The sequence below is a fragment of the Streptomyces sp. NBC_01255 genome (assembly GCF_036226445.1).
GTDB lineage: Bacteria > Actinomycetota > Actinomycetes > Streptomycetales > Streptomycetaceae > Streptomyces.
In genome coordinates this window covers 3,403,123-3,425,087 of record NZ_CP108474.1, presented here as the reverse complement: position 1 = coordinate 3,425,087, position 21,965 = coordinate 3,403,123, and the positions used below count along the sequence as shown (strand labels likewise).

The following is a 21,965-nucleotide window of genomic DNA, read 5'->3' as shown; positions in this document are numbered from 1 at the left end:
CGGGCCCTCCGTGCGTGGTGCGGGGATCAGTCGAGCCAGTGGCTGCAGCTGGACACCCAGTTGTGCGAGCTGATGCTGTTGGCGGCCGGACCGCCGTCGCTGAGCCTGTTGTCCCGCAGGTCGCTCGCGTAGTACTCGCCCGGGTGCAGGCAGCCGTAACCGTTGGGCGTGTTGTAGGCCGTGTAGTCGTAGAACCGGACGATGTGGTACGTACTGCCCGTGCCCTTGTTCATGACGGACTCGGCGTTGTTGGTGTCGCTGCCCTGGAAGGACCCGGTGGAGTCGCCCCAGTCGGCGTCGTTGTCCACGTCCCCGCCGAGCAGGCCGGAACAGTTGGGCAGGTTCCACGCGTACATGTATCCGGACCGCGCGGCGTTGTTGTAGAAGTTGTCGCACGCGGTCGACGCCTGTGCCGGTGTGCCGATCAGCACGGAGCCGGCCGCCAGGCCCAGCACCGCGACGGCGCTGCCGATGAGACGCTTCATGGTTCCTCCTCCGTCCGCCCGCGGCCTCGCGCCGCGGGAGCTCATGTGAGGGAGCGGGCGCGGGTCAGCGCCTCGTGCTCCAGTCGTGCGTACACGTCGAGTTCGTCGCCGTACGCGCCGCGCAGCCCGTCCACGTACCGGCGCTCCAGGGCCCGCCCCGTGCGGGCGAAGCCGGAGGACGCGGCGCACTCGGCCTCTGCCGTCGCCAGGCGCACCTCGGCGGCGAAGATCTTGTCCTCGGGCCCGCTCGCGGGGAGCGTGCTGCGGGCGTCCGCCGGGGTCGCGTACGGGTGACCGGCCTCGCGCATGCAGGCCGCCCAGGCCGCCTGGGCAGCGGTGAACTCCGGGTCGCGGCTCAGCTCCGACACGTACAGCCGGGTCAGGTTGGTCGCGGTCTTGGCGGCCCGGAACCAGGCCGCCGGGTCGCCGTACAGCCGCTTCTGGGCGGTCTCCTCGCAGCCGCCGAGCCGGCGGCCGATCGTTCCGCCGCCGGGCGCCTCCACGGAGAGCGTCCTGGCTCCGGCGCCGCCGTCCAGGGCCGTGCGGTAGGCCTTGCGACGCTCGGGCGACAGCCCGTCGACGTACAGCAGGTTCGGGTTCGTCTTCCGCGCCGCGAGGACCTTCGCGCTGATCCGGCTGCCGTACCCGTTCCTCCGCGCCCAGGCCGCGTCCGTCAGCAGGTAGCCGACGGTGAGGCTCTCGTCCGGGGTCGGGCGCGGTCCCGCCCGGTACGAGAAGCCCTTGGCCCGCATGCACCGCTCGACCAGGACCTGCTCCGCGTGCCGGAGCAACGCGCGGTCGGTGTCGGTGACTTCGGGACGGGGGCCGGAGCCGGCCTCCGCCCCGGCTCCGGGCCCGCAGCCGGTCGCACCGGCCACGAGGACCAGGGCGACGGCGCAGGCGCGAACGAACGTGGACGTCATGGTTCCGAGCCCCCTCGGGTGACCGGGCCGCTCCGGGTGGGCGGCCCGGTCACACCTTCGCGGCGCGGTCCGGCTCGGGGTACCTCGTAACTCCTAGGGGAGGGTCAGGCGCACTCGCCGCCCCAGGTCACGGACTTGATCGTCCGGCCGCCGGCGGCGAAGTCGCCCCGGCCGTCCGCCCAGCCGTGGTGCAGGCAGGACGTGCCGCCCTCCGCGAAGGAGACGTACACGTGGTCGCCGCCGGCCTCCGGGTTGCCGTTGTTGAAGAAGGACTTGCGCAGGCCGCAGCTGCTCGCCGGCACGTTCCTGTCGGTCTTGCAGACCGTGCCCCGGCCGCCCGTCTCGGAGTAGAAGCAGACGGAGCCGTTGGGGCAGTTCCACGGCTGGTACGGGGCGGTCTGCGGCTGCGCGCAGTTGCCGCTCGTGACGCTCGCCCACTGGCGGCCGGCCCCGCTGTACTCGACACCGCCGAAGTGCACGGGCCTGCGGTGGGACTCGTCCGTGAACGTGCCGGAGGCCAGGTAGCGCTGCTCGTAGTGGAGGTGGGCCCAGCCGCCGGCCGCGCCGGACTTGCCCACGCGGCCGATCTGCGTGGCGCCGGTGACCTGACCGCCGACCTTCACGTACGCGGTCGGGGCCTCCTGGAGGTGGTAGTACGCCGTGAACCAGCCGTTGCCGTGACTGATCTGGAGCGTGTTGCCGGAGCCGTTGTTCCAGTACGCGGCCGAGACCGTGCCCGGGGCGGAGGCGTAGACGGGCAGGCCGTCGGAGCCGGGGTTGCCCTCCTTGACGATGTCGAGCGCCGGATCGTGGTCCCAGGTATTGAGCTGCCACTGCGTGCCGCAGGCGAACGGCAGCTGGAAGGCCGGCTTGCCGGCGGGCGGGGCGGCGGTCGTACGGGTGTCGGCGGCGGCGCCGGCCGTGGCGGCGCCGAGCCCGAGGGTGAGGCCCAGGGCCGTCAGGAACGCCAGGAGTGCGGCGCGCAGTCGTGCGTAGGACACGTTCGTGTTCCCTTCTCGCGAGCGGATGGCCGCCCCACCGTCCCGAAGTCCGGCGCTCCGCCCGTACTCGGACATCAGAGGGTCACGGCTCCCTGGCATCTCGTGGACCAGGTGTGCGAGGCGATCGGCCGGGGCAGGGTGATGTCGCCGCGTGCGCTCTGCGGTACGCAGCCCAGGTCGTCCTTCAGATCGGTCGCCGCGAACAACGCGACGTGGACGAAGCCCTTCGCGTCGGCGGCGCCGTTGTTGAACACCGAGCGCGGGGCCTCCTTCCGTGCCCACGCGCAGACCGTGTCGCCGTCGAACCACTCGGGGTCGTCGTTCTCCCAGTCGCACATCTCGCCCCTGCCGCCCGCCTCGGAGAAGAAGCAGACGTAGCCCGGCGCGCACCGCTCGTACCCGGCGGCGGTGTTCTCTCCGTCCTGCCGGTCGAGCAGGGCGTTCAGACCGAGGCCCGCCGCCGTCAGCCCTGCCAGGGAGGCGGCGAGGAGCGGTACGAGCCGTCGTCGTCCGGAGCGCCGTCGGCGCGGCATCCGGCCCGCCGCCGCCTCCCGGACCCGGCTCAGTACGGACGTCGCGTCGTGGGCGGCCCGGTCCTCGTGGGTGCGGCTCAGGCAGTCGGTGACGATCTCCCGCCACACCGGCGGGAGCTCGGGGGAGAGGCGGAGTTCCTCGTCGCCGCGCGCGTAGCGGAGTGCGGCGTCCCGGCGGGCGGTCGGCGTGCCGCCGGGCAGCGGGGAGGAGCCGGTCAGGACGGTGTGGGCCAGGACGCCGAAGGCCCAGACGTCGGCGCTGGGACGGATCCGCGTGCCCCGGTCGCCGACCTCCGACCAGAGCAGCTCGGGCGGCGTGTAGTCGGGCGTGGCGAAGCCGGCGGCGTAGGCGTGGCTGCCCTCCAGCTCACTCGCCGTGCTGAAGTCGCCGAGCCGGACGCTGCCGTCCTTCATCAGCAGGACGTTCCCCGGCTTGAGGTCGCCGTGCACCCAGCCCGCGGTGTGCAGCTGGTGCAGGCCCTCGCAGATCTGGACGAGCAGCGCGGGACCGGACGGCGGCGGCGCCGCGGAGTCCGTGAGCAGCGACTGGAGCGGGCGCTCCGCCTCCTCCAGTACGAGGACGGTGGCGCCGTCGAGCTCCGGGTGCGCCGGGTCGTCGACCGTCAGAGTCTCGTACAGCCGGATGAGGCGCGGTGACCGCAGCCGTCTCAGGAGGTCGACCTCGCGGTCGGCGAGGTCGCGCAGGTGGCGCAGCTGGCGCGGGGTGTGGGTGCCGGTCGGCAGGAACTTGAGCGCGGCCCGGGCGGGGAGATCACCCCGTCCGCCGGTGTCGCCGTGGGGGTCGGTCCCCGTGCCCGTGCGGCGTGCCGCGTACACGCTGCCGAACGCGCCGGCGCCCAGCGGGCGCTCGACGGTCCAGTCGCCGACCTCGTACCCGGTCGGCACGGTCAGCGGGAAGCAGTTCACCGTGCCTCCGGTAGGAACGTCGGGGCTGTCGGCTTCGTCGGGGCTGTCGGTGCCGTCAGCGCCGTCAGGTCGTCCTCGCGGACGAGGTCGAAGCGGAGCGCGAGCGAGACCAGGGACTCCTTCTTGCCGTTGAGGCGCGGGCCCGCGTCCGCCGTGTCCGGGCCGGGCTTGAGCCGTAACTTCACGGCCAGGTAGTCGATGTTCCACTGCACCGAGGCGCGGTTCACCGCGGGCCACAGGGGCCGCAGCCGCTCCACGATCCGGTCGACCGTCGGCAGCGGCGCGTGCGGGGCGCCGCGCAGCCGCGACTCGCAGAGCGCGGCGAGGACGAGGAAGTACCGCTTGGAGCGGTCGAGGGGGAAGGCGAGCGCGGTCGGCTCGCCCTCCTCGGCGGAGGCGGAGTACGCGCGCTCCACGTAGTCGTGGCGGGGAGCCCAGACGCTGAAGTCGAGCAGGTCGCCGCCGGCGGGCAGGACGACCCGGGAGAACTCGAACGGCACGGGGGCGTCGACCCGCCCCGGCGCGATCTTGATGTGCTCCCCGGCGCCCTCCGGGTTCTCGACGACGTAGGTCGAGGCCGCGCTGAAGTTGCTGAGCGTCCAGTAGCTCGCCGTCGCGCCGATCTCGCCGGCGGTGCGGGACACCCCGGGGTGGGGAATGTCCAGGTGGTGGCACGGTGCGCCGGCCGTCTGCGGGGTGGTGCGGCCGAAGTGGAGCTTCTCGCCGGGTGCCAGCCTGACCTGGCTCCCGGGGCCGGCGGCGGGTGCGGGCACCACGATGATGCTGTACATGACGCTTCCTTTCCCGAGGTCTGCCTGCGCGGTCAGGCTAGGAAGCGGCGATAAACGAATGCAGAACGTCACCTACCGCTTACGGATCGGCCGATCGGGTGGACTCTGGTCTAATGGGTTGCTCTTTTGTCGGCCGCCGGTTGTGGGGGACGTGGTGTTGGACGTACTGAACAGGCCCGCTGCGGATACCACCGACGCGGAGGCGTCGGACGGCCTTTCACCGGCACCGCTGAGGCCCTATGTGATCCTCGCGGTCGTCCTCTGCGGCCTGTACTTCCTCTACTCCTGGGTGCAGTACACGCACTTCCGCACGCCCTCCTGGGACCTCGGGATCTTCGGGCAGTCCGTCAGGGCGTACGCCGAGTTCCGGGCCCCCGTCGTCGACATCAAGGGCCCCGGCTTCCACATACTCGGCGACCATTTCAGCCCGGTCACCGCGCTGCTCGCGCCCCTGTACTGGATCTGGCCCTCGCCCGCCGCCCTGCTCCTCGGGCAGGCCGCGCTCTTCGCCGCCTCCTCCGTCGTCGTCGGCCGCACCACCCAGCAGGTCCTCGGCAGCCGCGCCGCCGGCATCGGACTCGCCGTCGCGTACGGGCTCTCCTGGGGTCTCCAGGAGGCCGTCAAGTCCGACTTCCACGAGATCGCCTTCGCCGTCCCGATGCTCGCCCTGACCTGCCGGGCCCTGCTCCTCGGGCGCTGGACGGCGGCCGTCGCCTGGTCGGCGCCGCTCGTCCTCGTCAAGGAGGACATGGGGCTCACCGTCGCCATGGTCGGCGTGGTGCTCTTCGTGAAGGGCCAGAAGAAGCTGGGCGCCGCCCTGGCCGGGTTCGGCGTGGCGGCCTTCGCCCTCACGGTCCTCGTCCTGATCCCGGCGGCGAGCCGGGTCGGCGAGTACGACTACTGGTCCAAGATCGAGAAGACGGGCGAGGGTGCGGAGACCTCCATCGGGCAGGTCATCGGTGACGCCCTCGTCTCCGGCGAACGCTGGGAGATGGTGTTCTTCCTGCTCGCCATCACGGGCTTCCTCGCCCTGCGCTCCCCGCTGATCCTGCTCGTCCTGCCGACCCTGGGCTGGCGCTTCGTCTCCCAGGACCCCAACCACTGGGGCCTGCACTGGCACTACAGCGCCATCCTCATGCCGGTGCTCTTCCTGGCCCTCGTGGACGCGGCCCGGTCCGTGCGCACCTCGCCGCGCGCCTGGCTCGCCGCGTACGGGAAGGTCGTCGTCCCCGTCGCGACGGCGGTCGCGCTGGTGCTCGCCATGAACCTGCCGCTGCGGGAGCTGCTGAAGCCGGAGACGTACCGCACGGACACCCGGGCCGAGCAGGCGCGCGCGGCCGTGGCCGCGGTGCCGGAGGGCGCGAGCGTGGAGGCGGACGTCTCGCTCCTCGCCCACCTCACGGCGGACCACCGGGTCTACTGGGTCGGCACCTCGAAGGGCGCCACCCCGGACTACCTCGCCTTCGACCTGGGCGGCTGGTCGCAGCAGATCTCGGACCCGACGCAGCTCGCTTCACAACGGCACCCGGAGGCGCGCTACGAGATCACGTACCGGTCGGACGGGTTCGCGGTGCTCAAGCGGGTGTGAGGAACGGGCGAGGGCCGCCCGGCGGTGTGCCGGACGGCCCTCGGAGCAGCGGGGGAGCCCGCCGCAAGCGTTACTTCTTGATGACCACCGTGCCGGCGGCACGGTCGTGCCAGCCCTGCGTCTTGCCGGTGCTGTCGAAGAACGGCGACAGGTAGACCAGGAGCTGGCCGATACCGCAGACGAGCGCGCCGGCCATCGGGATGATCCAGCGGATGAAGCCGCCGCCGAGGCCCGGCTTGCTGCCCGTGGCCTCCTTGACGACGCGGAGGCCCACCGCCATCTTGCCGAGCGTGGCGCCGACGAAGGAGATCATCAGCCACTCGTAGAGCATCGTGGCGATGAACAGCAGGAACAGGAAGCCGAAGAAGGCGGCGATGATGCCACCCGCGGCGGCGGCCTGCTCGTTCACGCACTCCTGGTACGCCGGGGTCATCGGGTCGATGCCCGTGCAGTCCTCGATGGACTCGGCCGCGCCGACCACGCCCGCCGCGCCGATGAACGACAGGATCCAGACGAGGGCGCCGATGGCCACGGCGTCGATCAGGCGCGCGGCGAACCGCAGGCCCATCGAGCCGACCTGGACGGTCCCGAGACCGTGCAGGTTGATGTAGCCGTTGTTGGCCTGGATCGTGCCCGGCGCCGGCGGGTACGCGCCCGGCTGCTGCTGCTGGGGGTAGCCGTACCCCTGCTGCGGCACGCCCTGCGGGGCCTGCTGCGGGTAGCCGTAGCCGGGCTGCTGGGGCTGGCCCTGGGGCTGCCCCTGAGGCTGGCCGTAGGGGTTGTTCGGATCGCCGAAGCTCATCGCGGGGTTCCTCCGAGAATGTTTCTGTGCGGGGACTACGCGGCCGCGCGGAGGACTTTCACGACATCTGAGCGGATTTCCCCCCGGCACTTTCCGCGGTGTTGCGCAGGTCATCGTCGTAGCAACGCGGAGTTCTTGTCCAGTCGATACGCCTCGGAGTTGTGCAAGTGCAATCTGTCGTCCCGTATGACGAGCCGTCCGGCAGGAGCGAATTGGAACAAGGCGGGGGTCATCCGGGAGGATGTCTTCATGAGTGCCCAGATTCTCGATGGCAAGGCCACCGCAGCCGCGATCAAGACCGAACTGACCGTCCGAGTGGCGGCCCTCAAGGACCAGGGCATCACGCCTGGCCTGGGCACCGTCCTCGTCGGCGACGACCCGGCCAGCCAGAAGTACGTCGCGGGCAAGCACCGCGACTGTGCCCAGGTCGGCATCGCCTCCATCCAGCGACAGCTTCCGGCCACCGCCACGCAGGAGGAGATCGAGGCGGTCGTACGTGAGCTCAACGAGGACCCGTCCTGCACCGGTTACATCGTCCAGCTCCCGCTGCCGAAGGGCATCGACGAGAACCGCATCCTGGAGCTGATGGACCCGGCCAAGGACGCGGACGGCCTGCACCCGACCAACCTCGGCCGCCTCGTGCTCAACGAGCCCGCCCCGCTGCCCTGCACGCCGAACGGCGTCATCACGCTGCTCCGCGCGCACGGCGTGGAGATCAACGGCGCGGAGGTCGTGGTCGTCGGCCGCGGCGTCACCATCGGCCGCCCGATGCCGCTCATCCTCACCCGCCGCTCCGAGAACGCGACCGTGACCCAGTGCCACACCGGCACCCGGGACCTGTCGGCGCACCTGCGCAACGCCGACATCATCGTGGCGGCGGCCGGCGTGCCGCACCTGATCAAGCCGGAGGACGTGAAGCCGGGCGCGGCCGTCCTCGACGTCGGCGTCTCGCGCAACGGCGAGGGCAAGATCCTCGGCGACGTGGACCCCGGTGTCGCCGAGGTGGCCGGCTGGATCTCCCCGAACCCGGGCGGCGTCGGCCCGATGACCCGCGCACAGCTCCTCGTGAACGTCGTCGAGGCCGCCGAGCGCGCGGCCGCGGCGCTCTGACATGGCCTCCGAAGGCGGGGCCTCCGATGGCGGGGCCTCCGGGGGCGGTGCCGCCGAGAGCGAGGCCGCCAAGGGGGCCAGGCGGCGCCGGTTCGGTCTGACCACCGACACCGCGCGGCCCGAGGGCGGCGGCCGGGCGGCGGCCGGCGACGCCTCGGCGCCCGCGCGTCAGTGGCCCCTGCTCACCGTTCTCGTCCTGGCCGGCATCGGCCTCGTCGTGGTCGGAACGGACCCGTTCCCGCACGCCTTCCGGGTGGGCACGATGCTCATCGGGGCGGCCCTGCTCCTCGGTGCGGTGATGCGCCGGGTGGTGCCGTCCGTGGGCATGCTGGCCGTGCGGTCCCGCTTCACGGACATGATCACGTACGGGGTCATGGGTGGCCTGATCGTGCTGCTCGCACTCATGGTGCAGCCGGCGCCCTGGCTGCGGATCCCGTTCCTGGAGGACGTCCTCCATCTCACCGTGACGTAGAGCGGTGGCGTAGGACGACAGGCTGCGTACGGCGCCCGCCCTCTCCCCCGTGGGAGGGCGGGCGCCGCTGCGATCAAGAGTCATGTACGCGCCAACGTGGTTCAAGTTCCGGCCGCTCGCTGTGTCACGGAAGTGACCATTCCGCCACCTCGCCTCCGCATCCGGGGCGCGGATCGCCCTCGGAGCTGCCATCCTTCGAGAACGCAGGGGAGGCCGCGGACAAGGGGGGCGTACATGCCTGGCTGGAAGACGCTGTCGGACGAACTCGACCCGGACGTCCGCGCGTTCGCGGAGCGGCTCCGCCGGCTGGTCGACCGCAGCGGCCTCGGCGTCACCGCCGTGGCCGAGCGCACCGGGCACGACCGGAGCACGTGGGACGCCTATCTGAGCGCGCGTCGGCCCGTCCCCAGGAACGCCGTCGCGGCGCTCGCCGAAGTGACCGGAACCGACCCCGGGGACCTCGCGGCGGAGTGGGAACGCGCCGAACGGGGGTGGTCGCGGAGCGGCCGTCCCGACGGCCTCGACGGTGCCGGCGATTCGGGTGACGCAGCCGGCCCTGACGACGGTCCTGGCGACGGCCCTGACGACGGTCCTGGCGGCGACCGGACCATGCAGATCCGGCGCCTCGGGCAGGTCCCCGCTCCCGCCTCCGCACCCGCATCCCCGGACCCGGCCCCGTCCCCGCCCCGTCCCCGCCGGACGCCCCTCCTCTACGCCGCCGGGATCCTCGGCGCCCTGCTCGTCGTCACCGCCGCCCTCCTCCTCGTCGACCTGGGCGGTACGGGCGACGGCGCGGACGACCGGGCCGCGACCCCGCCCTCGCCGACCGTCCCGACGGCCGCGCCCAGTGCCAGCCTCCCCGCAGGGGTGAAGTGCGCGGGTCCCGGCTGCACGGGTCGCGACCCGGAGGCCATGGGCTGCGGCGGCCCCCTCGCCACCACCGTCGCCGTCACCCGCGTCGGCACCGCCCAGGTCGAGGTCCGGCACAGCGAGACCTGCGCGGCGGCCTGGGCGCGGATCACCGGAGCCGTACCGGGGGACACCGTCACGGTGAAGGCCGCGGGGACCACCCGGCGCGCCGAGGTGAGCGCGGGCGCCGACACCGACGCGTACACCCCGATGCTCGCCGTCGCCTCCGGCGCGGACGCGACGGCCTGCGCCACGCTCGCGGACGGAAGCGAGGCCTGCACCACGAACTGACGGACCTTCGTGGTCTCGGACGGGTGGCAGTGAGCCGGACCACAACGGGGTGGGGGTTCGGGGGCCCCCGGGTCCGATAGCCTGACCGCTGGAAATCTCTTCACGTCGAGACACCGATCGATCGCACTGATCGATCGTCGATCGTCGATCAGAAGGGACGTCCGGAAACCCGGGGCAGGGACCCCCACCGCCAGCTGTCTTACGGAGATCGCCATGACCCGCACTCCCGTGAATGTCACCGTCACCGGCGCGGCCGGCCAGATCGGCTACGCGCTGCTCTTCCGCATCGCCTCGGGCCACCTGCTCGGCGCGGACGTGCCGGTCAAGCTGCGCCTCCTCGAGATCCCGCAGGGCGTGAAGGCCGCCGAGGGCACCGCCATGGAGCTCGACGACTGCGCGTTCCCGCTGCTCAAGGGCATCGACATCTTCGACGACCCGAACCAGGGCTTCGAGGGTGCCAACGTCGCGCTGCTCGTCGGCGCCCGCCCGCGTACCAAGGGCATGGAGCGCGGTGACCTGCTCGCCGCCAACGGCGGCATCTTCAAGCCGCAGGGCAAGGCCATCAACGACCACGCCGCGGACGACATCAAGGTCCTCGTCGTCGGCAACCCGGCCAACACCAACGCCCTGATCGCCCAGGCCGCCGCCCCGGACGTGCCGGCCGAGCGCTTCACCGCGATGACCCGCCTGGACCACAACCGCGCGCTCTCGCAGCTCGCGGCGAAGACCGGCGCCTCCGTCGAGGACATCAAGCGCCTCACCATCTGGGGCAACCACTCGGCGACCCAGTACCCGGACATCTTCCACGCGGAGATCGCCGGCAAGAACGCCGCCGAGGCCGTCGCCGACGAGGCGTGGCTGGCCGACACCTTCATCCCGACCGTCGCCAAGCGCGGCGCCGCGATCATCGAGGCCCGTGGCGCGTCCTCCGCCGCCTCCGCCGCGAACGCCGCCATCGACCACGTCCACACGTGGGTCAACGGCACCGCCGCGGGCGACTGGACCTCCATGGGCATCCCGTCGGACGGTTCGTACGGCGTCCCGGAGGGCCTCATCTCCTCCTTCCCCGTCACCTGCACCGACGGAAAGTACGAGATCGTCCAGGGCCTGGACATCAACGAGTTCTCCCGCGCCCGCATCGACGCCTCCGTGCAGGAGCTGTCGGAGGAGCGCGACGCGGTCCGCGAGCTCGGCCTCATCTGAGCCGCGACCCGAGGGGCTGAAGGCCTGACCGCCTGAAGCCCTGACCGCCTGACGGCACCCCGCATACCCGGCGCCCCCGGACCGTACGACCGACCGTACGGCCCGGGGGCGCCGCTTTCCGCGCCGACTTTTCGCGCCAACACGGAGTCCCCGCCTCCCCTATGCTGTCCCACCGGTCCCGTCCAAGTGGGCCGTCAACACGGACAGTTCCGCAGTAATCGGGGGAGTCTTGGCGCAATCGTTCGTACCTCAGCAGCCCGGTGAGCCACCCAGTACGCCGCCGGGTACGCCACCCACCACGCCGCCCGCCGTCGATCCGCGCCGCTTACCCTCCGCGAGCGAGTCGACCCGCCTGCTCTGCGCCGGCACCTACCTCGACGACGGCTTCCGGGACGCCGTCATCGACCAGTTGTACGTCCACGAGGAGCGTTTCGCCGCGCCCTCCCTCGGCTTCGACGCGAGCCGCGTCCTCGCGCACGCGCTGCGCGCCCGCCGCGTCGAACTCGCCTGGGCCGCCGGCATCCTCGCCCTCTGGATCATCGCGCTCCCGCTCACCAAGGGCCTGATCGTCCTCCTGATCGCACCGTTCCTGGTGCTCGGCCTCGCCCGCTGGGTCCGCGGCCGGTCCGCCGCCCCGCCCCTCTACCGCACGGTCCCCGCCTTCTTCCTGCGCTGGTACGGGCGGATCACGTTCGTCCAGTCGGCGCTCCTCCTGCTCGTCCTCGCCTTCGGCGACGACGAGTCCGGCGGGGAGCTCCTCGGCGACGTCTCCGAGGCGGGCGAGTTCCTCGGGTACGCGATCAGTGTCGCCGCCGAGGAGGCGTTCGGCATCGGCCCGCTGGAGGTGTGGATCACCATCGCCGTGCCCCTGCTCGTGGCCTGGGCGGTCGCGACCCACCACGGCCAGTTCGCCCGCGCGCTCACCCAGGAGCTCTCCAAGGAGCGCTTCCCCGACCTCCGTTCCGACCCGGCCGAGCAGGCCGAGGGCGTCCGCTTCCGCCGCCTGCGCGACCGGATCCGCGTGGAGCAGCACGCGCGCCTCGTCATGTACGGCTCGGACGATCCGTTCTGCGGCGCCGGAGCCCCGTACGAGCCCTGGTCGCTCTCCATCGAGCTGCGCCCCCGCAAGAACCTCGACGGCAAGGCGCCCGAGCCGCTCGACAACAGCGCGATCATGCGGCACGTCGTCCCGCTCGTGGAGGCGCTCCGCGTGCCCTCCGCGCACGGTTCGCCGCAGATCCAGGCCGCCGTACGCGACCGGCTGCGCGAGCTGGAGATCGACGAGGTCGTCTTCCTGCCCGTCGACGGACTGCCGGCCCGTACCGCCGCCCCGTACACCCCGGAGGGCTTCGAGCTGCACCGCTCGGGTGCCATCGAGGAGGGCGGCGAGACCCGCCGCCACTTCCTCCGCGTCCGGGTCGGCGGCTGGGGCGAGGAGATCGTCGCGACCGTCTTCGTCCGCGTCCACACGCAGGGCGGCATGCTGATGCTGGAGGTCGCCCCGCACGTCCTGCGGCCGGTGAAGCGGCTCTACCGGGACGCCGACCGGATCGCCCACCGCTTCCGGCACAACCACCACTTCGGGAAGGCCGTCTGGGCGCTCGGCCAGACCCCGCGCTCCGGCGGGCAGGCCGTCGTCACCCTCTGGCGGGCGCTCCGCCACGGCTGGCGGCTGCTCACGGGGGGCCACGCGAACGCGCTGCCCGAGGGGCCCTGGATCTCGGTCCGCGAGCGCGGCTCCGACGACCAGGCCTCCCTCTTCCAGGAGATGGACGTCAGCCGCTACCTGAAGAGCATTCAGGACAGGGTCGCGAACGGCGTGACCGTCGCGCTGCGCGAAGCCGGTTACGAGACCGCCGAGTTCGAGCAGAAGATCATCCACGTCGCCGAGGGCGGCACGTTCATCGAGAACACCAAGGGCAACGTCACCCTCGGCAACCACAACTCCGTCACCAACAAGACCTTCACCACCTCGACGACCGGAGGCGACCGTGGCTGACACCGGCAACGACAGCGGCAATGGCAACGACAGGGCCCGCGGCGGCATTCACGTCACCAACACCGGTGGGAACGTCACCATCGGCGACAACAACACCGTCACCAGCACGGTGAACGGAGCGCAGCCGGCCCGCGATCCGCAGCAGGAGGAGCTCCTCCAGGCCATCCGCAGGCTCCGGGCCGACCTCGGCGGGGTCGTCGCCTCCGAGCAGACGGCCGCCCTGGACGAGGAACTCTCCGACGCCGAGGACGAGATCGAGGGCACGGGGCGCGCCGGTACGGGCCGCCTGACCCGGCTGCGTCAGGCGCTCGTGGACGCGGGCGCGGTGAGCGGGATCCTCGCCTCGGGCGTGGCCGTCGGGCAGGCCGTCGGCGCCCTGCTCGGAGGGTGAGATGAGCGCCCGCTGGAACGACGAGACGCAGAGCTGGGAGCCGGTCGGGGGCGGTCCGGCTCCCGGCCCGGCGCCGACACCCGCTCCCGGTCCCGCTCCCGGTCCTGCTCCCGGTCCCGTTGCCGGCCCTGCTCCCGTTGCCGGTCCCGTCGTGCCCCCGCCGCCTCCCCCGCCCTCGTACGCCCCGGAGTACGTACCGGAGACGGGGGAGTGGCAGCACTCCACCGCACCGGGCCCGGCCGGGCGCCCGCGTACGCGCGGCGCGGTCGCGGCGGGGGTGGCCGTCGCCGTCCTGGCGGCGGGTTCGGTGGGCACGTGGCTGCTCTGGGGCAAGGGCGAGGACGGGAACGCCCCGGGGGCGGGCGGCCCGGCGGTCTCGGTCTCGGTCTCGGCCCCGCCGGAGTCGTCGTCCTCGGACGACCCGACGGACACGGAGACCCCGTACGAGACCGACTCCCCGTCGGACTCGCCCACGCCCTCCGACTCCGCCGCCACCTCTCCCACCGACGACGTCCCCCCGCCCACCTACAAGGTGCAGAAGGACCGCAAGGGCTTCACGATCGCCGTCCCCGAGGGCTGGCACCGCACCGAGTCCGACACGGAGGGCGTCTTCTACAACGCGCCGGACGGGAAGAGCCTCCTCCAGGTCTTCGTCATCACCGAGCCCGGCATGACGCCGTACGAGGCCCTGCGCGGCGCCTCCGACGACGGCAAGGCCAACAAGCCGGGCTATGTGGAGATCAGTCTCGACCGGGTCACCGGCGAACCGGACGCCCCGGCCGACTCCGCCGAGCTGGTGTACGCGTACGACCGCGAGGGCGGCCGCCGCCAGGTCGTCGACCGCGCGTTCACGGCGCCGGACGGCAACCACTACGCCATCCTCGCCGCGGGCCCGGAGACCGACTGGCCCAAGCAGCGCGAGGTCCTGCGCGCGGCCCTGGAGTTCTTCCGCCCGGGCGCGTACTGACGGCGACGGCGCCGCTCCCACGGACTGTGCCGTGCTCAGCCCGTGGGCACGGCACCGCTCCGGAGCCTCGCCGCCAGGGCCGTGAGGTCGGCCGTGGCGCGCAGGAGCAGGCCGTCGCCGAACGTGACGCGGGTCGCGCCGAGCAGGCCGAGCTCGGCGAAGGACAGGCCGCCCGGGACGGACAGGGCGTTGAGGGGGAGGCCGCCGAGCGCGGCGCGCAGGGCCGGGAGGTCGGCGGGCGGGGCCGCGATCGGGTAGACGCAGTCCGCGCCCGCCTCGGCGTAGAGCCGGGCGCGGGACACCGCGGCGTCCCGCACCGCCACCCCGTCGGCCGCCTCCCGGATGTACACGTCCACGCGCGCGTTGACGAAGAGCCCGGGGCCCGCGGCCGCCCGGACCTCCGCCAGCCACGCGGCATGGGCCTCCGGGTCCTTGAGTCCGCCGACCCGGTCGCTGTCCTCCAGGTTCACCCCGACCGCGCCGGACTCCCGTACGCGTTCCACCAGTTCGGCCACCGGCAGCCCGTAACCGCCCTCCAGGTCGGCGGTGACGGGTACGGAGACGGCGCGGGCGATCCGCGCCACGGCGGCGAACATCTCCGCCGCCGGCGTCTCCCCGTCCTCGTACCCGAGGGCGGCGGCGATCCCGGCGCTCGGCGTCGCGAGCGCCGGGAAACCGGCCTCCTCGAAGGCGCGGGCGCTCACGGCGTCCCACGGGCCGGGCAGCACCAGCGGATCGCCGGCCGCCCGGCCCCCGTGCAGGGCGCGCAGGAGGTCGGCCTCCGGCCCCCGGCTCACGCGCTGCGGGGGGTGTAGTGGCCGGGCGTCAGCCTGGTCGTCACGCCGATCCGGTTCCAGGCGTTGATCGTGACGATCGCGGCGATGACCCGGGCGAGCTCGGTCTCGTCGAAGTGCGCGGCGGCCTGCGCGTACACCTCGTCGGGGACGAAGCCGTCGGTGAGGACGGTGACGGCCTCGGTCAGGGCGAGGGCCGCGAGCTCCCGCTCGGTGTAGAAGTGCCGGGACTCCTCCCAGGCGGAGAGCTGCACGATCCGCTCGACGGTCTCGCCCTCCGCCAGCGCGTCCTTGGTGTGCATGTCGAGGCAGAAAGCGCAGTGGTTGACCTGCGAGGCGCGGATCTTGATCAGGTGGTAGAGGGTCGGGTCGACGTCCTTCGCGGCCGCCGTCTCCAGCCGGATCATCGCCCGGTAGAACTCGGGGACCCGCTCGGCCAGGGCGAGGCGGGGCTCGTGCTCGTGCGCGTACGGGGTCGTCTGGTGCGTCGTCGTCGTGGTGGTCGTCATGCTTCTCACCGTACGAGCGGGATGGCGCAGGAGTATGGTCCATTTCCATGGCAAACGAGTGGGCCACTTTTGGCGCCGACCTCCATCTGGAACTGCGCGGTCCGCAGCTGCGCGCCGGACTCATGGACGCGCTCCGGGAGGCGGTCCGCAGCGGGCGCCTGGAGGCCGGCACCCGGCTGCCGTCCTCCCGGTCGCTCGCCGCCGACCTGGGCATGGCCCGCAACACCGTCGCCGACGCCTACGCCGAGCTGGTCGCCGAGGGCTGGCTGACCGCCCGGCAGGGCTCGGGCACGCGCGTCGCCCGCCGGACCGCGCCCCGCAGGCCGGCGCCCCCTGCCCCTGCCACGCTTGCCGCGTCTGCCGCGTCTGCCGCGTCTGCCGCGTCTGCCGCGTCTGCGGCGTCTGCGGCGGCGGTACGGTCCCGGCTCGGCGCCCCGGCGCACAACCTCAAGGCCGGCACCCCCGACCTCGCCTCCTTCCCGCGCGCCGACTGGCTCAAGGCGTACCGACGGGCGCTGACCGCCGCCCCGAACGAGGCCTTCGGCTACGGCGACCCGCGCGGCCGGATCGAACTGCGCACCGCGCTCGCCGAGTACCTCGCCCGCGCGCGGGGCGTGCACGCCCGGCCCGAACGGATCGTGATCTGCGCGGGGTTCGTGCACGGGCTGATGCTGATGGGCGAGGTGCTGCGCGGCCGGGGGGTGCGGGACGTGGCGGTCGAGTCGTACGGGCTCGGCGTCCACGCCGACCTCCTCGTCCGGGCCGGACTCGGGACCCCGGTCCTGCCCTTCGACGAACGCGGCACGCACGTCGAGGAGCTGGCGGGCGCCGGGGGCGTCCTCCTGACGGCGGCGCACCAGTTCCCGCTGGGCGGCGCCCTGCCGCCGGACCGGAGGGCGGCCGTCGTCGACTGGGCGCGCACCTCGGGAGGCTTCGTCCTGGAGGACGACTACGACGGCGAGTTCCGCTACGACCGGCAGCCGGTGGGCGCGCTCCAGGGCCTGGATCCCGAGCGGGTCGTCTACCTGGGGACCGCGAGCAAGTCCCTGGCGCCCGGGCTGCGGCTGGCGTGGATGGTGGTGCCGGAGGGGCTGGTGGGCGAGGTGGTCGCCGCGAAGGGGGCCGTGGACTGGGCGTCGAGCGCGCCGGACCAGCTGGCGTTCGCCGAGTTCCTCGGCTCGGGGGCGTACGACCGGCACGTACGGGCCATGCGGCTGCGGTACCGGCGGCGCCGGGACCAGCTGGTGGAGGCGGTGGCCGCGCACTCGCCGCCGACCCGGGTCAGCGGGATCGCGGCCGGCCTCCACGCGGTCCTCGCCCTGCCGCCCGGCACCGAGCAGGACGTCCTGCGAGCCGCCGCCTGGCACGGTCTCGCGGTGCAGGGGGTGAACCAGTTCCGCCGGCCGGGCGTGGCGCCGGCCCTGGACGGTCTGGTCGTCGGCTACGCCACGCCCCCGGACAGCGGCTGGCAGGGCGCACTCCAGGCCCTGTGCCGGGTGCTGCCCCAGGCGTCAGGGGGCGCGTAGAAGGTGCCCGGGGGTACCTAAGCGGAGTCCTGCCCGGAGCCGGGGCCGGGGCCAGTGCCGGGGTCGGTGCCAGGGCCGGTGCCCTGGTGGGAACCCGCTCTCGCTCTCGCCCCCACCTCCATTGTCCGTCCGTTAGCGTCCACCTCCGGTGGTTCGCCGAAGCGGGCCAGGGTCAGGGAGCCCGCCACCGCGATCGCGAAGCCGGTGATTGCGAGCCAGCCGAGGCCCTCCCGGGTGGTGTCGCCGAGCCAGACCACCCCGATGATCGCGGGGCCGATCGTCTCGCCGAGCACCGCGCCCGCCGTCGCCGTGGTCACCGACCCGCGCTGGAGTGCCGAGGTCAGCAGCACGAACGCGGCCCCGCCGCCCACCAGGAGCGCGTACCAGACCGGATCGGCGAAGTCGATGCCGTCGATCAGCCGGACCGCCACCTCGACCACCCCGAAGCCGAAGCCCGCCCCGAGGCCGAGGACGAGGGCGCGGGGCTTCGCCGGCAGCCGCCCGCCCGCGACGCCGAGCAGCAGCACCCCGAAGGCGCTCGCGAGCAGCGCCCAGGGCAGCCACTCGGGGCCGTCCTGGTGGCCTTCCTTCCCGGAGGCGAGGCCCAGCAGCGCGAGCCCCGCGCAGACCACGCCCACCGCGGTCCACTCCACCCGGCTGAGCCGCGCCCGCAGCACCCGGGAGGCGATGACCGCCGTGACCGCCAGGCTCGCGGCGAGGGCGGCGCCGACCACGTAGATGGGCAGGGTCCGCAGCGCCACGATCTGCAGGGCGAAACCGAGGCCGTCCGCGCTGAGGCCGGCGAGGTACCGCCACTGCCGCAGCGCCCGCCCCATCAGCGCGATGTCGACTCCGCCGCCGGTCCCCGGCGTCACGGCGCGGGCCGCCATCGCCTGGAGAACCGAGGCCGCGCCGAAGCAGACGGACGAGGCGAGCGCACAAATCATCCCGAGTAGCACGAAATGACTCTAGGTGCTGCGGCTGGAATTGACCGGCCTACACTGTGCGGTCGCGACTGCGAAGGGGAGGGCCAGGGACATGCGGAGGCTGAGGTCGAGCACGGTGGTGCTCGGTGGGATGGGTGTGCTCGCGGCGACGATCACCGCGTGCGGCTCGGAGCCGGACCAGCGGTGTGTGGACCCGCTGACCCGCGAGGAGCTGCCCAGCTACCGGTGCGAGAGCGGTGGCGGCGATGACGACGACGACAGCAACGGCACCACGACCCGGGGCTCGTACTACTACGGCGGTTCCGTCCGGAGCGGCAAGGTGAGCGGCGGCAGCTTCAGCAAGGCGGCCGTCGACACCGGCGGTTTCGGCTGCTCGGGCTCCGGCGGCGGCTGAGGAGGGCCCGGCACATGAAGCGGCACACCATCGAGCCCCGGCCCGGCTGGCAGGCGATCGTGGAGGAGCAGGGGGTCGTCTACCCCCTGACCCGCTACCCGGACGGTTCGCTGCGTCCCTACTGGGACGAGAGCGCGTACTACTCCTTCACGCTGCCCGAGGTCGAGGCCCTGGAGGAGGTCGTCGAGGAGCTGCACGCGATGTGCCTGGCGGCCGCCGCGCACATCGTCGAGCGGGACCGGTTCGCCGAGCTCGGGATCACCGACCCGAAGCTCGCCTCCCTGGTCGCCGAGTCCTGGCGGCGCCGCGACGAACTCCCCTCCCTCTATGGGCGGTTCGACCTGCGCTACGACGGCACGGGCCCGGCCAAGATGCTGGAGTACAACGCCGACACCCCCACCTCGCTGGTGGAGGCCGCCAGCCCGCAGTGGTTCTGGATGGAGGAGCGGTTCCCCGGCGCCGACCAGTGGAACTCCCTCCACGAGCGGCTCGTCGACGCCTGGAAGCGCCAGGCGCACCTGCTGCCGCCGGGCCCCGTCCACTTCGTCCACTCGGACGGCGACGAGCTCGGCGAGGACCTGATGACGGTCGCGTACCTGCGCGAGACCGCCCAGCAGGCCGGACTCGACACGGAGGCGCTGTCCGTCGAGCGGATCGGCTGGGACCGGCTCTCGCGCCGCTTCGTCGACGACCGGCTCCGCTTCATCCGCAGCTGCTTCAAGCTCTACCCCTGGGAGTGGCTGACCACCGACCGCTTCGGGAAGCACGTCCTCGACACCCTCGACAACGGCGGCGGGACCGGCACCACCTGCTGGATCGAACCGGCCTGGAAGATGCTCCTCTCCAACAAGGCGCTGCTCGCGATCCTGTGGGAGCTGAATCCGGGTCACCCGAACCTGCTCCCCGCCTACCTCGACGGTCCGCGCGAGCTCGCCTCGACCACGGGGTGGGTCGCCAAGCCGCTGCTCGGCCGCGAAGGCGCGGGCGTCACCCTGCACGAGGCCGGGACGGAGCCCTTCGTACGGGACGGGGAGGCCTGCTGCTACCAGGAGCTGGCCCCGCTGGCCGACTTCGACGGCAACAAGGTGGTGCTCGGCGCGTGGGTCGTCGAGAACGAGGCGGCGGGGCTCGGGATCCGGGAGTCGGCGGGCCTCGTCACCGACGAGTACGCCCGCTTCCTCCCGCACGTGATCCTCTAGGACCCGGCTAGGGCCTGTCCGGCGGATCAGGGTCGGACAGGCCCTAGTCCGCGACGTACTCCCTCAGCGGCGCGGGCTTGAGGCCGGCCGCCTCGGCCAGGTCCAGGGCCCGCTTCAGGTCCTGCTCCAGGGTCTCGTTGAAGTGGAGCAGGATGATGTCGCCGGCCTTGAGGGTCGGTGTCGGCGGGGTCCACTGGCCCCAGGTGGTGAGGTCGTACGTCCACGTCACCACGGCCTTCGCCCCGCAGGCGCGCGCGGTGGTCCGGGTGGTCGCGTCGTACGTGCCGTAGGGCGGACGCAGCAGCCGCGGGCCGTCGCCGAACCGGGCGAGGTGCTGATCGCGGGCCCCGCAGACCTCCGCCTTCTGTCCGGCGGCGTCGAGCGTGGTCAGGTCGGGGTGGTTGACGGTGTGGTTCTCGACGCGGGAGCGGCCCTGGTTCAGCAGGGTGTGGAAGTAGCCGGAGTCGTACGAGTAGGCGCCCGGCAGCAGGAAGAGCGAGGCGGGCACCCGGCGGTCGAGCAGCAGCTTCGCCGCCGCGGGGTCGTGGTACCAGCCGTCGTCGATGGTGATGAAGACGACCGGGTCGGTGGTGTCGACGTGCGAGACCACCGGGACGGGCTCGGGCCAGGCCGCCCTCGGGGCGGAGTGGGCGGGTCCCGTGGACGCGCCGAGGAGCGCGAGGGGGACGAGGGCGGCGAGCGCGGCACGCACGGCGTGACGCAGACGGAGTCTCGGCATGGCGGCATCATTGGCCTAGACCAACTGTCGTGTCAATGGCCCGCGTTGCCCGCGAGAACCCCGTGCCCGCCGCGGGCGAGACGGCCCGCCGCGGGCGCGACGGCCGGGCCCGCGGCGGGACGGACCCGTCAGTCCGACAGCACCCCTCTCAACTGCTCAAGACCCCAGTCCAGATCCTCCTTCGAGATGACCAGGGGCGGCGCGATCCGGATCGTCGACCCGTGCGTGTCCTTCACCAGGACCCCCCGCTCCATCAGCTTCTCCGAGATCTCCCGGCCCGTGCCGTGCGACGGCGCGATGTCCACCCCCGCCCACAGACCGCGCCCGCGCACCGCCTCCACCGCCCCGCCGCCCACGAGCAGCCCCAGCTCGGCGTGGAGGTGCTCGCCCAGCTCCGTCGCCCGCTCCTGGAACTCGCCCGTCCGCAGCATCGCGATCACCTCGAGCGCCACCGCGCAGGCCAGCGGATTCCCGCCGAAGGTCGACCCGTGCTCGCCCGGCCGGAACACGCCCAGCACCGACCGGTCGGCGACCACCGCCGACACCGGCACGACACCGCCGCCCAGCGCCTTCCCCAGGATGTACACGTCAGGCACCACGCCCTCGTGCTCGCACGCGAACGTCTTCCCCGTCCGGCCCAGACCCGTCTGGATCTCGTCCGCCATGAACAGCACGTTCCGCCGGCGCGTCAGCTCCCGCACGCCCGGCAGATAGCCGGCCGGCGGCACCAGCACCCCCGCCTCGCCCTGGATCGGTTCCAGCAGCACCGCCACCGTGTTCTCGGTGACCGCCGCCTCCAGGGCCGTCAGGTCCCCGTACGGGACGATCTCGAACCCCGGCGTGTACGGGCCGAAGTGGTCCCGCGCCTCGTGGTCCGTGGAGAAGCTGACGATCGTCGTCGTCCGGCCGTGGAAGTTGTTCCCCGCGACCACGATCTTCGCGTGCCCGTCCGGCACGCCCTTCACCTCGTACCCCCACTTCCGGGCGGTCTTCACGGCCGTCTCGACCGCCTCCGCGCCCGTGTTCATCGGCAGCACCGCCTCCTTGCCGCACAACGCCGCGAGCTGCGTGCAGAACTCGGCGAAGCGGTCGTGGTGGAAGGCGCGCGACGTCAGCGTCACCCTCTCCAGCTGCGCCTTCGCGGCATCGATCAGCCGCCGGTTGCCGTGCCCGAAGTTGAGCGCCGAGTAGCCGGCGAGCATGTCGAGATAGCGATGCCCCTCGATATCGGTCAGCCAGGCGCCGTCCGCCGAGGCGACGACGACCGGAAGGGGGTGGTAGTTGTGAGCGCTGTGCGCCTCCGCGGAAGCGATCGCGTCTTGCGTCCTCGACACGGGGTCTCCGTTCGTCCTGCGGCCCGGGAGCTCAGGGGTGTGGCTCCCCTTCTTATCGTCGCTCGCGCGCCGGAAGCGGAAACCTCGGCTACGGCGCGCCCACCGCTCCGGAAGCCGCACGCCGGGCGGTC

The 21,965-nt window shown here is 72.9% G+C and carries 22 protein-coding genes; 11 read left to right on the top strand and 11 right to left on the bottom strand.

Annotation, left to right across the window (positions count from 1 at the left end; translation table 11 throughout):
• Positions 1–26 precede the first annotated feature (26 nt).
• From OG357_RS14925 to OG357_RS14905, 5 genes are all read right to left on the bottom strand, one after another.
• Positions 27–485, bottom strand: coding sequence for a hypothetical protein (locus tag OG357_RS14925; RefSeq protein ID WP_329621627.1), 459 nt, complete (start codon positions 483–485; stop codon positions 27–29).
• 41 nt (positions 486–526) lie between these two features.
• Complete coding sequence (locus OG357_RS14920; protein ID WP_329621626.1) at positions 527–1,408, bottom strand: hypothetical protein; 882 nt, start codon at positions 1,406–1,408, stop codon at positions 527–529.
• Positions 1,409–1,512: 104 nt separating this feature from the next.
• The gene (locus tag OG357_RS14915; protein WP_329621625.1) at positions 1,513–2,409 is read right to left on the bottom strand and encodes a peptidoglycan DD-metalloendopeptidase family protein; all 897 of its coding nucleotides are present in this window, start codon (positions 2,407–2,409) and stop codon (positions 1,513–1,515) included.
• A gap of 74 nt (positions 2,410–2,483) precedes the next feature.
• Positions 2,484–3,869, bottom strand: a complete 1,386-nt coding sequence (locus tag OG357_RS14910) for a protein kinase domain-containing protein (RefSeq protein ID WP_329621624.1) — start codon at positions 3,867–3,869, stop codon at positions 2,484–2,486.
• A complete protein-coding gene (locus OG357_RS14905) occupies positions 3,866–4,660 on the bottom strand; it encodes an FHA domain-containing protein (protein ID WP_329621623.1) in 795 nt (264 codons plus the stop codon). The genes OG357_RS14910 and OG357_RS14905 overlap by 4 nt, the downstream gene beginning before the upstream one ends.
• A gap of 154 nt (positions 4,661–4,814) precedes the next feature.
• On the opposite strand from OG357_RS14905, the gene OG357_RS14900 reads away from it, so the two are divergent.
• Positions 4,815–6,248, top strand: a complete 1,434-nt coding sequence (locus OG357_RS14900; RefSeq protein WP_443066683.1) for a DUF2079 domain-containing protein — start codon at positions 4,815–4,817, stop codon at positions 6,246–6,248.
• Positions 6,249–6,318: 70 nt separating this feature from the next.
• Here OG357_RS14900 and OG357_RS14895 read toward each other — a convergent pair whose 3' ends face one another.
• Positions 6,319–7,050, bottom strand: a complete 732-nt coding sequence (locus OG357_RS14895) for an RDD family protein (RefSeq protein WP_329621622.1) — start codon at positions 7,048–7,050, stop codon at positions 6,319–6,321.
• A 249-nt stretch (positions 7,051–7,299) separates the two neighbouring features.
• Here OG357_RS14895 and OG357_RS14890 point away from each other — a divergent pair, with 249 nt between their 5' ends.
• The 7 genes from OG357_RS14890 (at position 7,300) to OG357_RS14860 (ending at position 14,392) form a co-directional block, all read left to right on the top strand.
• Complete coding sequence (locus tag OG357_RS14890) at positions 7,300–8,160, top strand: bifunctional methylenetetrahydrofolate dehydrogenase/methenyltetrahydrofolate cyclohydrolase (protein ID WP_329621621.1); 861 nt, start codon at positions 7,300–7,302, stop codon at positions 8,158–8,160.
• A gap of 1 nt (position 8,161) precedes the next feature.
• Positions 8,162–8,632 carry a DUF3017 domain-containing protein gene (locus OG357_RS14885; RefSeq protein WP_329621620.1) on the top strand — a complete coding sequence of 157 codons (471 nt, stop codon included), beginning with the start codon at positions 8,162–8,164 and terminating at the stop codon, positions 8,630–8,632.
• Between the two features lie 234 nt (positions 8,633–8,866).
• Entirely contained in the window at positions 8,867–9,832 is a 966-nt protein-coding gene (locus OG357_RS14880) for a helix-turn-helix domain-containing protein (RefSeq protein ID WP_329621619.1), read from the top strand.
• A gap of 213 nt (positions 9,833–10,045) precedes the next feature.
• On the top strand, positions 10,046–11,035 hold the full coding sequence (locus tag OG357_RS14875; protein ID WP_329621618.1) for a malate dehydrogenase: 990 nt from the start codon (positions 10,046–10,048) through the stop codon (positions 11,033–11,035).
• Between the two features lie 229 nt (positions 11,036–11,264).
• Complete coding sequence (locus OG357_RS14870; protein WP_329621617.1) at positions 11,265–13,034, top strand: hypothetical protein; 1,770 nt, start codon at positions 11,265–11,267, stop codon at positions 13,032–13,034.
• Complete coding sequence (locus tag OG357_RS14865) at positions 13,027–13,425, top strand: hypothetical protein (RefSeq protein ID WP_329621616.1); 399 nt, start codon at positions 13,027–13,029, stop codon at positions 13,423–13,425. Before OG357_RS14870 ends, OG357_RS14865 begins: the two co-directional genes overlap by 8 nt.
• Before the next feature lie 151 nt (positions 13,426–13,576).
• Complete coding sequence (locus tag OG357_RS14860; protein WP_329621615.1) at positions 13,577–14,392, top strand: hypothetical protein; 816 nt, start codon at positions 13,577–13,579, stop codon at positions 14,390–14,392.
• 35 nt (positions 14,393–14,427) lie between these two features.
• On the opposite strand, the gene OG357_RS14855 is transcribed toward OG357_RS14860, so the two are convergent.
• Entirely contained in the window at positions 14,428–15,189 is a 762-nt protein-coding gene (locus OG357_RS14855; protein ID WP_329621614.1) for an isocitrate lyase/PEP mutase family protein, read from the bottom strand.
• Positions 15,186–15,695, bottom strand: a complete 510-nt coding sequence (locus OG357_RS14850; protein WP_329621613.1) for a carboxymuconolactone decarboxylase family protein — start codon at positions 15,693–15,695, stop codon at positions 15,186–15,188. The genes OG357_RS14855 and OG357_RS14850 overlap by 4 nt, the downstream gene beginning before the upstream one ends.
• A 47-nt stretch (positions 15,696–15,742) precedes the next feature.
• Here OG357_RS14850 and pdxR point away from each other — a divergent pair, with 47 nt between their 5' ends.
• Positions 15,743–17,221 carry a MocR-like pyridoxine biosynthesis transcription factor PdxR gene (gene pdxR, locus OG357_RS14845; RefSeq protein WP_329621612.1) on the top strand — a complete coding sequence of 493 codons (1,479 nt, stop codon included), beginning with the start codon at positions 15,743–15,745 and terminating at the stop codon, positions 17,219–17,221.
• Positions 17,222–17,238: 17 nt separating this feature from the next.
• On the opposite strand, the gene OG357_RS14840 is transcribed toward pdxR, so the two are convergent.
• Complete coding sequence (locus OG357_RS14840) at positions 17,239–18,168, bottom strand: hypothetical protein (protein ID WP_329621611.1); 930 nt, start codon at positions 18,166–18,168, stop codon at positions 17,239–17,241.
• 91 nt (positions 18,169–18,259) lie between these two features.
• On the opposite strand from OG357_RS14840, the gene OG357_RS14835 reads away from it, so the two are divergent.
• Together OG357_RS14835 and OG357_RS14830 are read left to right on the top strand one after the other, a co-directional pair.
• Positions 18,260–18,562 (top strand): hypothetical protein, encoded by a 303-nt coding sequence (locus tag OG357_RS14835; protein WP_024755284.1) that lies wholly within the window; start codon positions 18,260–18,262, stop codon positions 18,560–18,562.
• 14 nt (positions 18,563–18,576) lie between these two features.
• On the top strand, positions 18,577–19,761 hold the full coding sequence (locus OG357_RS14830) for a glutathionylspermidine synthase family protein (protein ID WP_329621610.1): 1,185 nt from the start codon (positions 18,577–18,579) through the stop codon (positions 19,759–19,761).
• A 43-nt stretch (positions 19,762–19,804) separates the two neighbouring features.
• Here the strand turns inward: OG357_RS14830 and OG357_RS14825 are convergent, their stop codons facing one another.
• Both OG357_RS14825 and rocD read right to left on the bottom strand, forming a co-directional pair.
• Positions 19,805–20,500 carry a polysaccharide deacetylase family protein gene (locus OG357_RS14825; RefSeq protein WP_329621609.1) on the bottom strand — a complete coding sequence of 232 codons (696 nt, stop codon included), beginning with the start codon at positions 20,498–20,500 and terminating at the stop codon, positions 19,805–19,807.
• 128 nt (positions 20,501–20,628) lie between these two features.
• Entirely contained in the window at positions 20,629–21,834 is a 1,206-nt protein-coding gene (gene rocD / locus OG357_RS14820; protein WP_329621608.1) for an ornithine--oxo-acid transaminase, read from the bottom strand.
• Positions 21,835–21,965: the final 131 nt, after the last annotated feature.

What these genes read in the sequence shown, in the direction of transcription:
- OG357_RS14880 (WP_329621619.1), top strand. Translation starts at nt 8,867, where the DNA reads ATGCCTGGCTGGAAGACGCTGTCGGACGAACTCGACCCGGACGTCCGC.
- OG357_RS14895 (WP_329621622.1), bottom strand. Translation starts at nt 7,050, where the DNA reads ATGAGCTTCGGCGATCCGAACAACCCCTACGGCCAGCCTCAGGGGCAG.
- OG357_RS14890 (WP_329621621.1), top strand. Translation starts at nt 7,300, where the DNA reads ATGAGTGCCCAGATTCTCGATGGCAAGGCCACCGCAGCCGCGATCAAG.
- OG357_RS14850 (WP_329621613.1), bottom strand. Translation starts at nt 15,695, where the DNA reads ATGACGACCACCACGACGACGACGCACCAGACGACCCCGTACGCGCAC.
- OG357_RS14875 (WP_329621618.1), top strand. Translation starts at nt 10,046, where the DNA reads ATGACCCGCACTCCCGTGAATGTCACCGTCACCGGCGCGGCCGGCCAG.
- OG357_RS14830 (WP_329621610.1), top strand. Translation starts at nt 18,577, where the DNA reads ATGAAGCGGCACACCATCGAGCCCCGGCCCGGCTGGCAGGCGATCGTG.
- OG357_RS14925 (WP_329621627.1), bottom strand. Translation starts at nt 485, where the DNA reads ATGAAGCGTCTCATCGGCAGCGCCGTCGCGGTGCTGGGCCTGGCGGCC.
- OG357_RS14905 (WP_329621623.1), bottom strand. Translation starts at nt 4,660, where the DNA reads ATGTACAGCATCATCGTGGTGCCCGCACCCGCCGCCGGCCCCGGGAGC.
- OG357_RS14825 (WP_329621609.1), bottom strand. Translation starts at nt 20,500, where the DNA reads ATGCCGAGACTCCGTCTGCGTCACGCCGTGCGTGCCGCGCTCGCCGCC.
- OG357_RS14835 (WP_024755284.1), top strand. Translation starts at nt 18,260, where the DNA reads ATGCGGAGGCTGAGGTCGAGCACGGTGGTGCTCGGTGGGATGGGTGTG.
- OG357_RS14840 (WP_329621611.1), bottom strand. Translation starts at nt 18,168, where the DNA reads ATGATTTGTGCGCTCGCCTCGTCCGTCTGCTTCGGCGCGGCCTCGGTT.
- pdxR (WP_329621612.1), top strand. Translation starts at nt 15,743, where the DNA reads ATGGCAAACGAGTGGGCCACTTTTGGCGCCGACCTCCATCTGGAACTG.
- OG357_RS14885 (WP_329621620.1), top strand. Translation starts at nt 8,162, where the DNA reads ATGGCCTCCGAAGGCGGGGCCTCCGATGGCGGGGCCTCCGGGGGCGGT.
- OG357_RS14920 (WP_329621626.1), bottom strand. Translation starts at nt 1,408, where the DNA reads ATGACGTCCACGTTCGTTCGCGCCTGCGCCGTCGCCCTGGTCCTCGTG.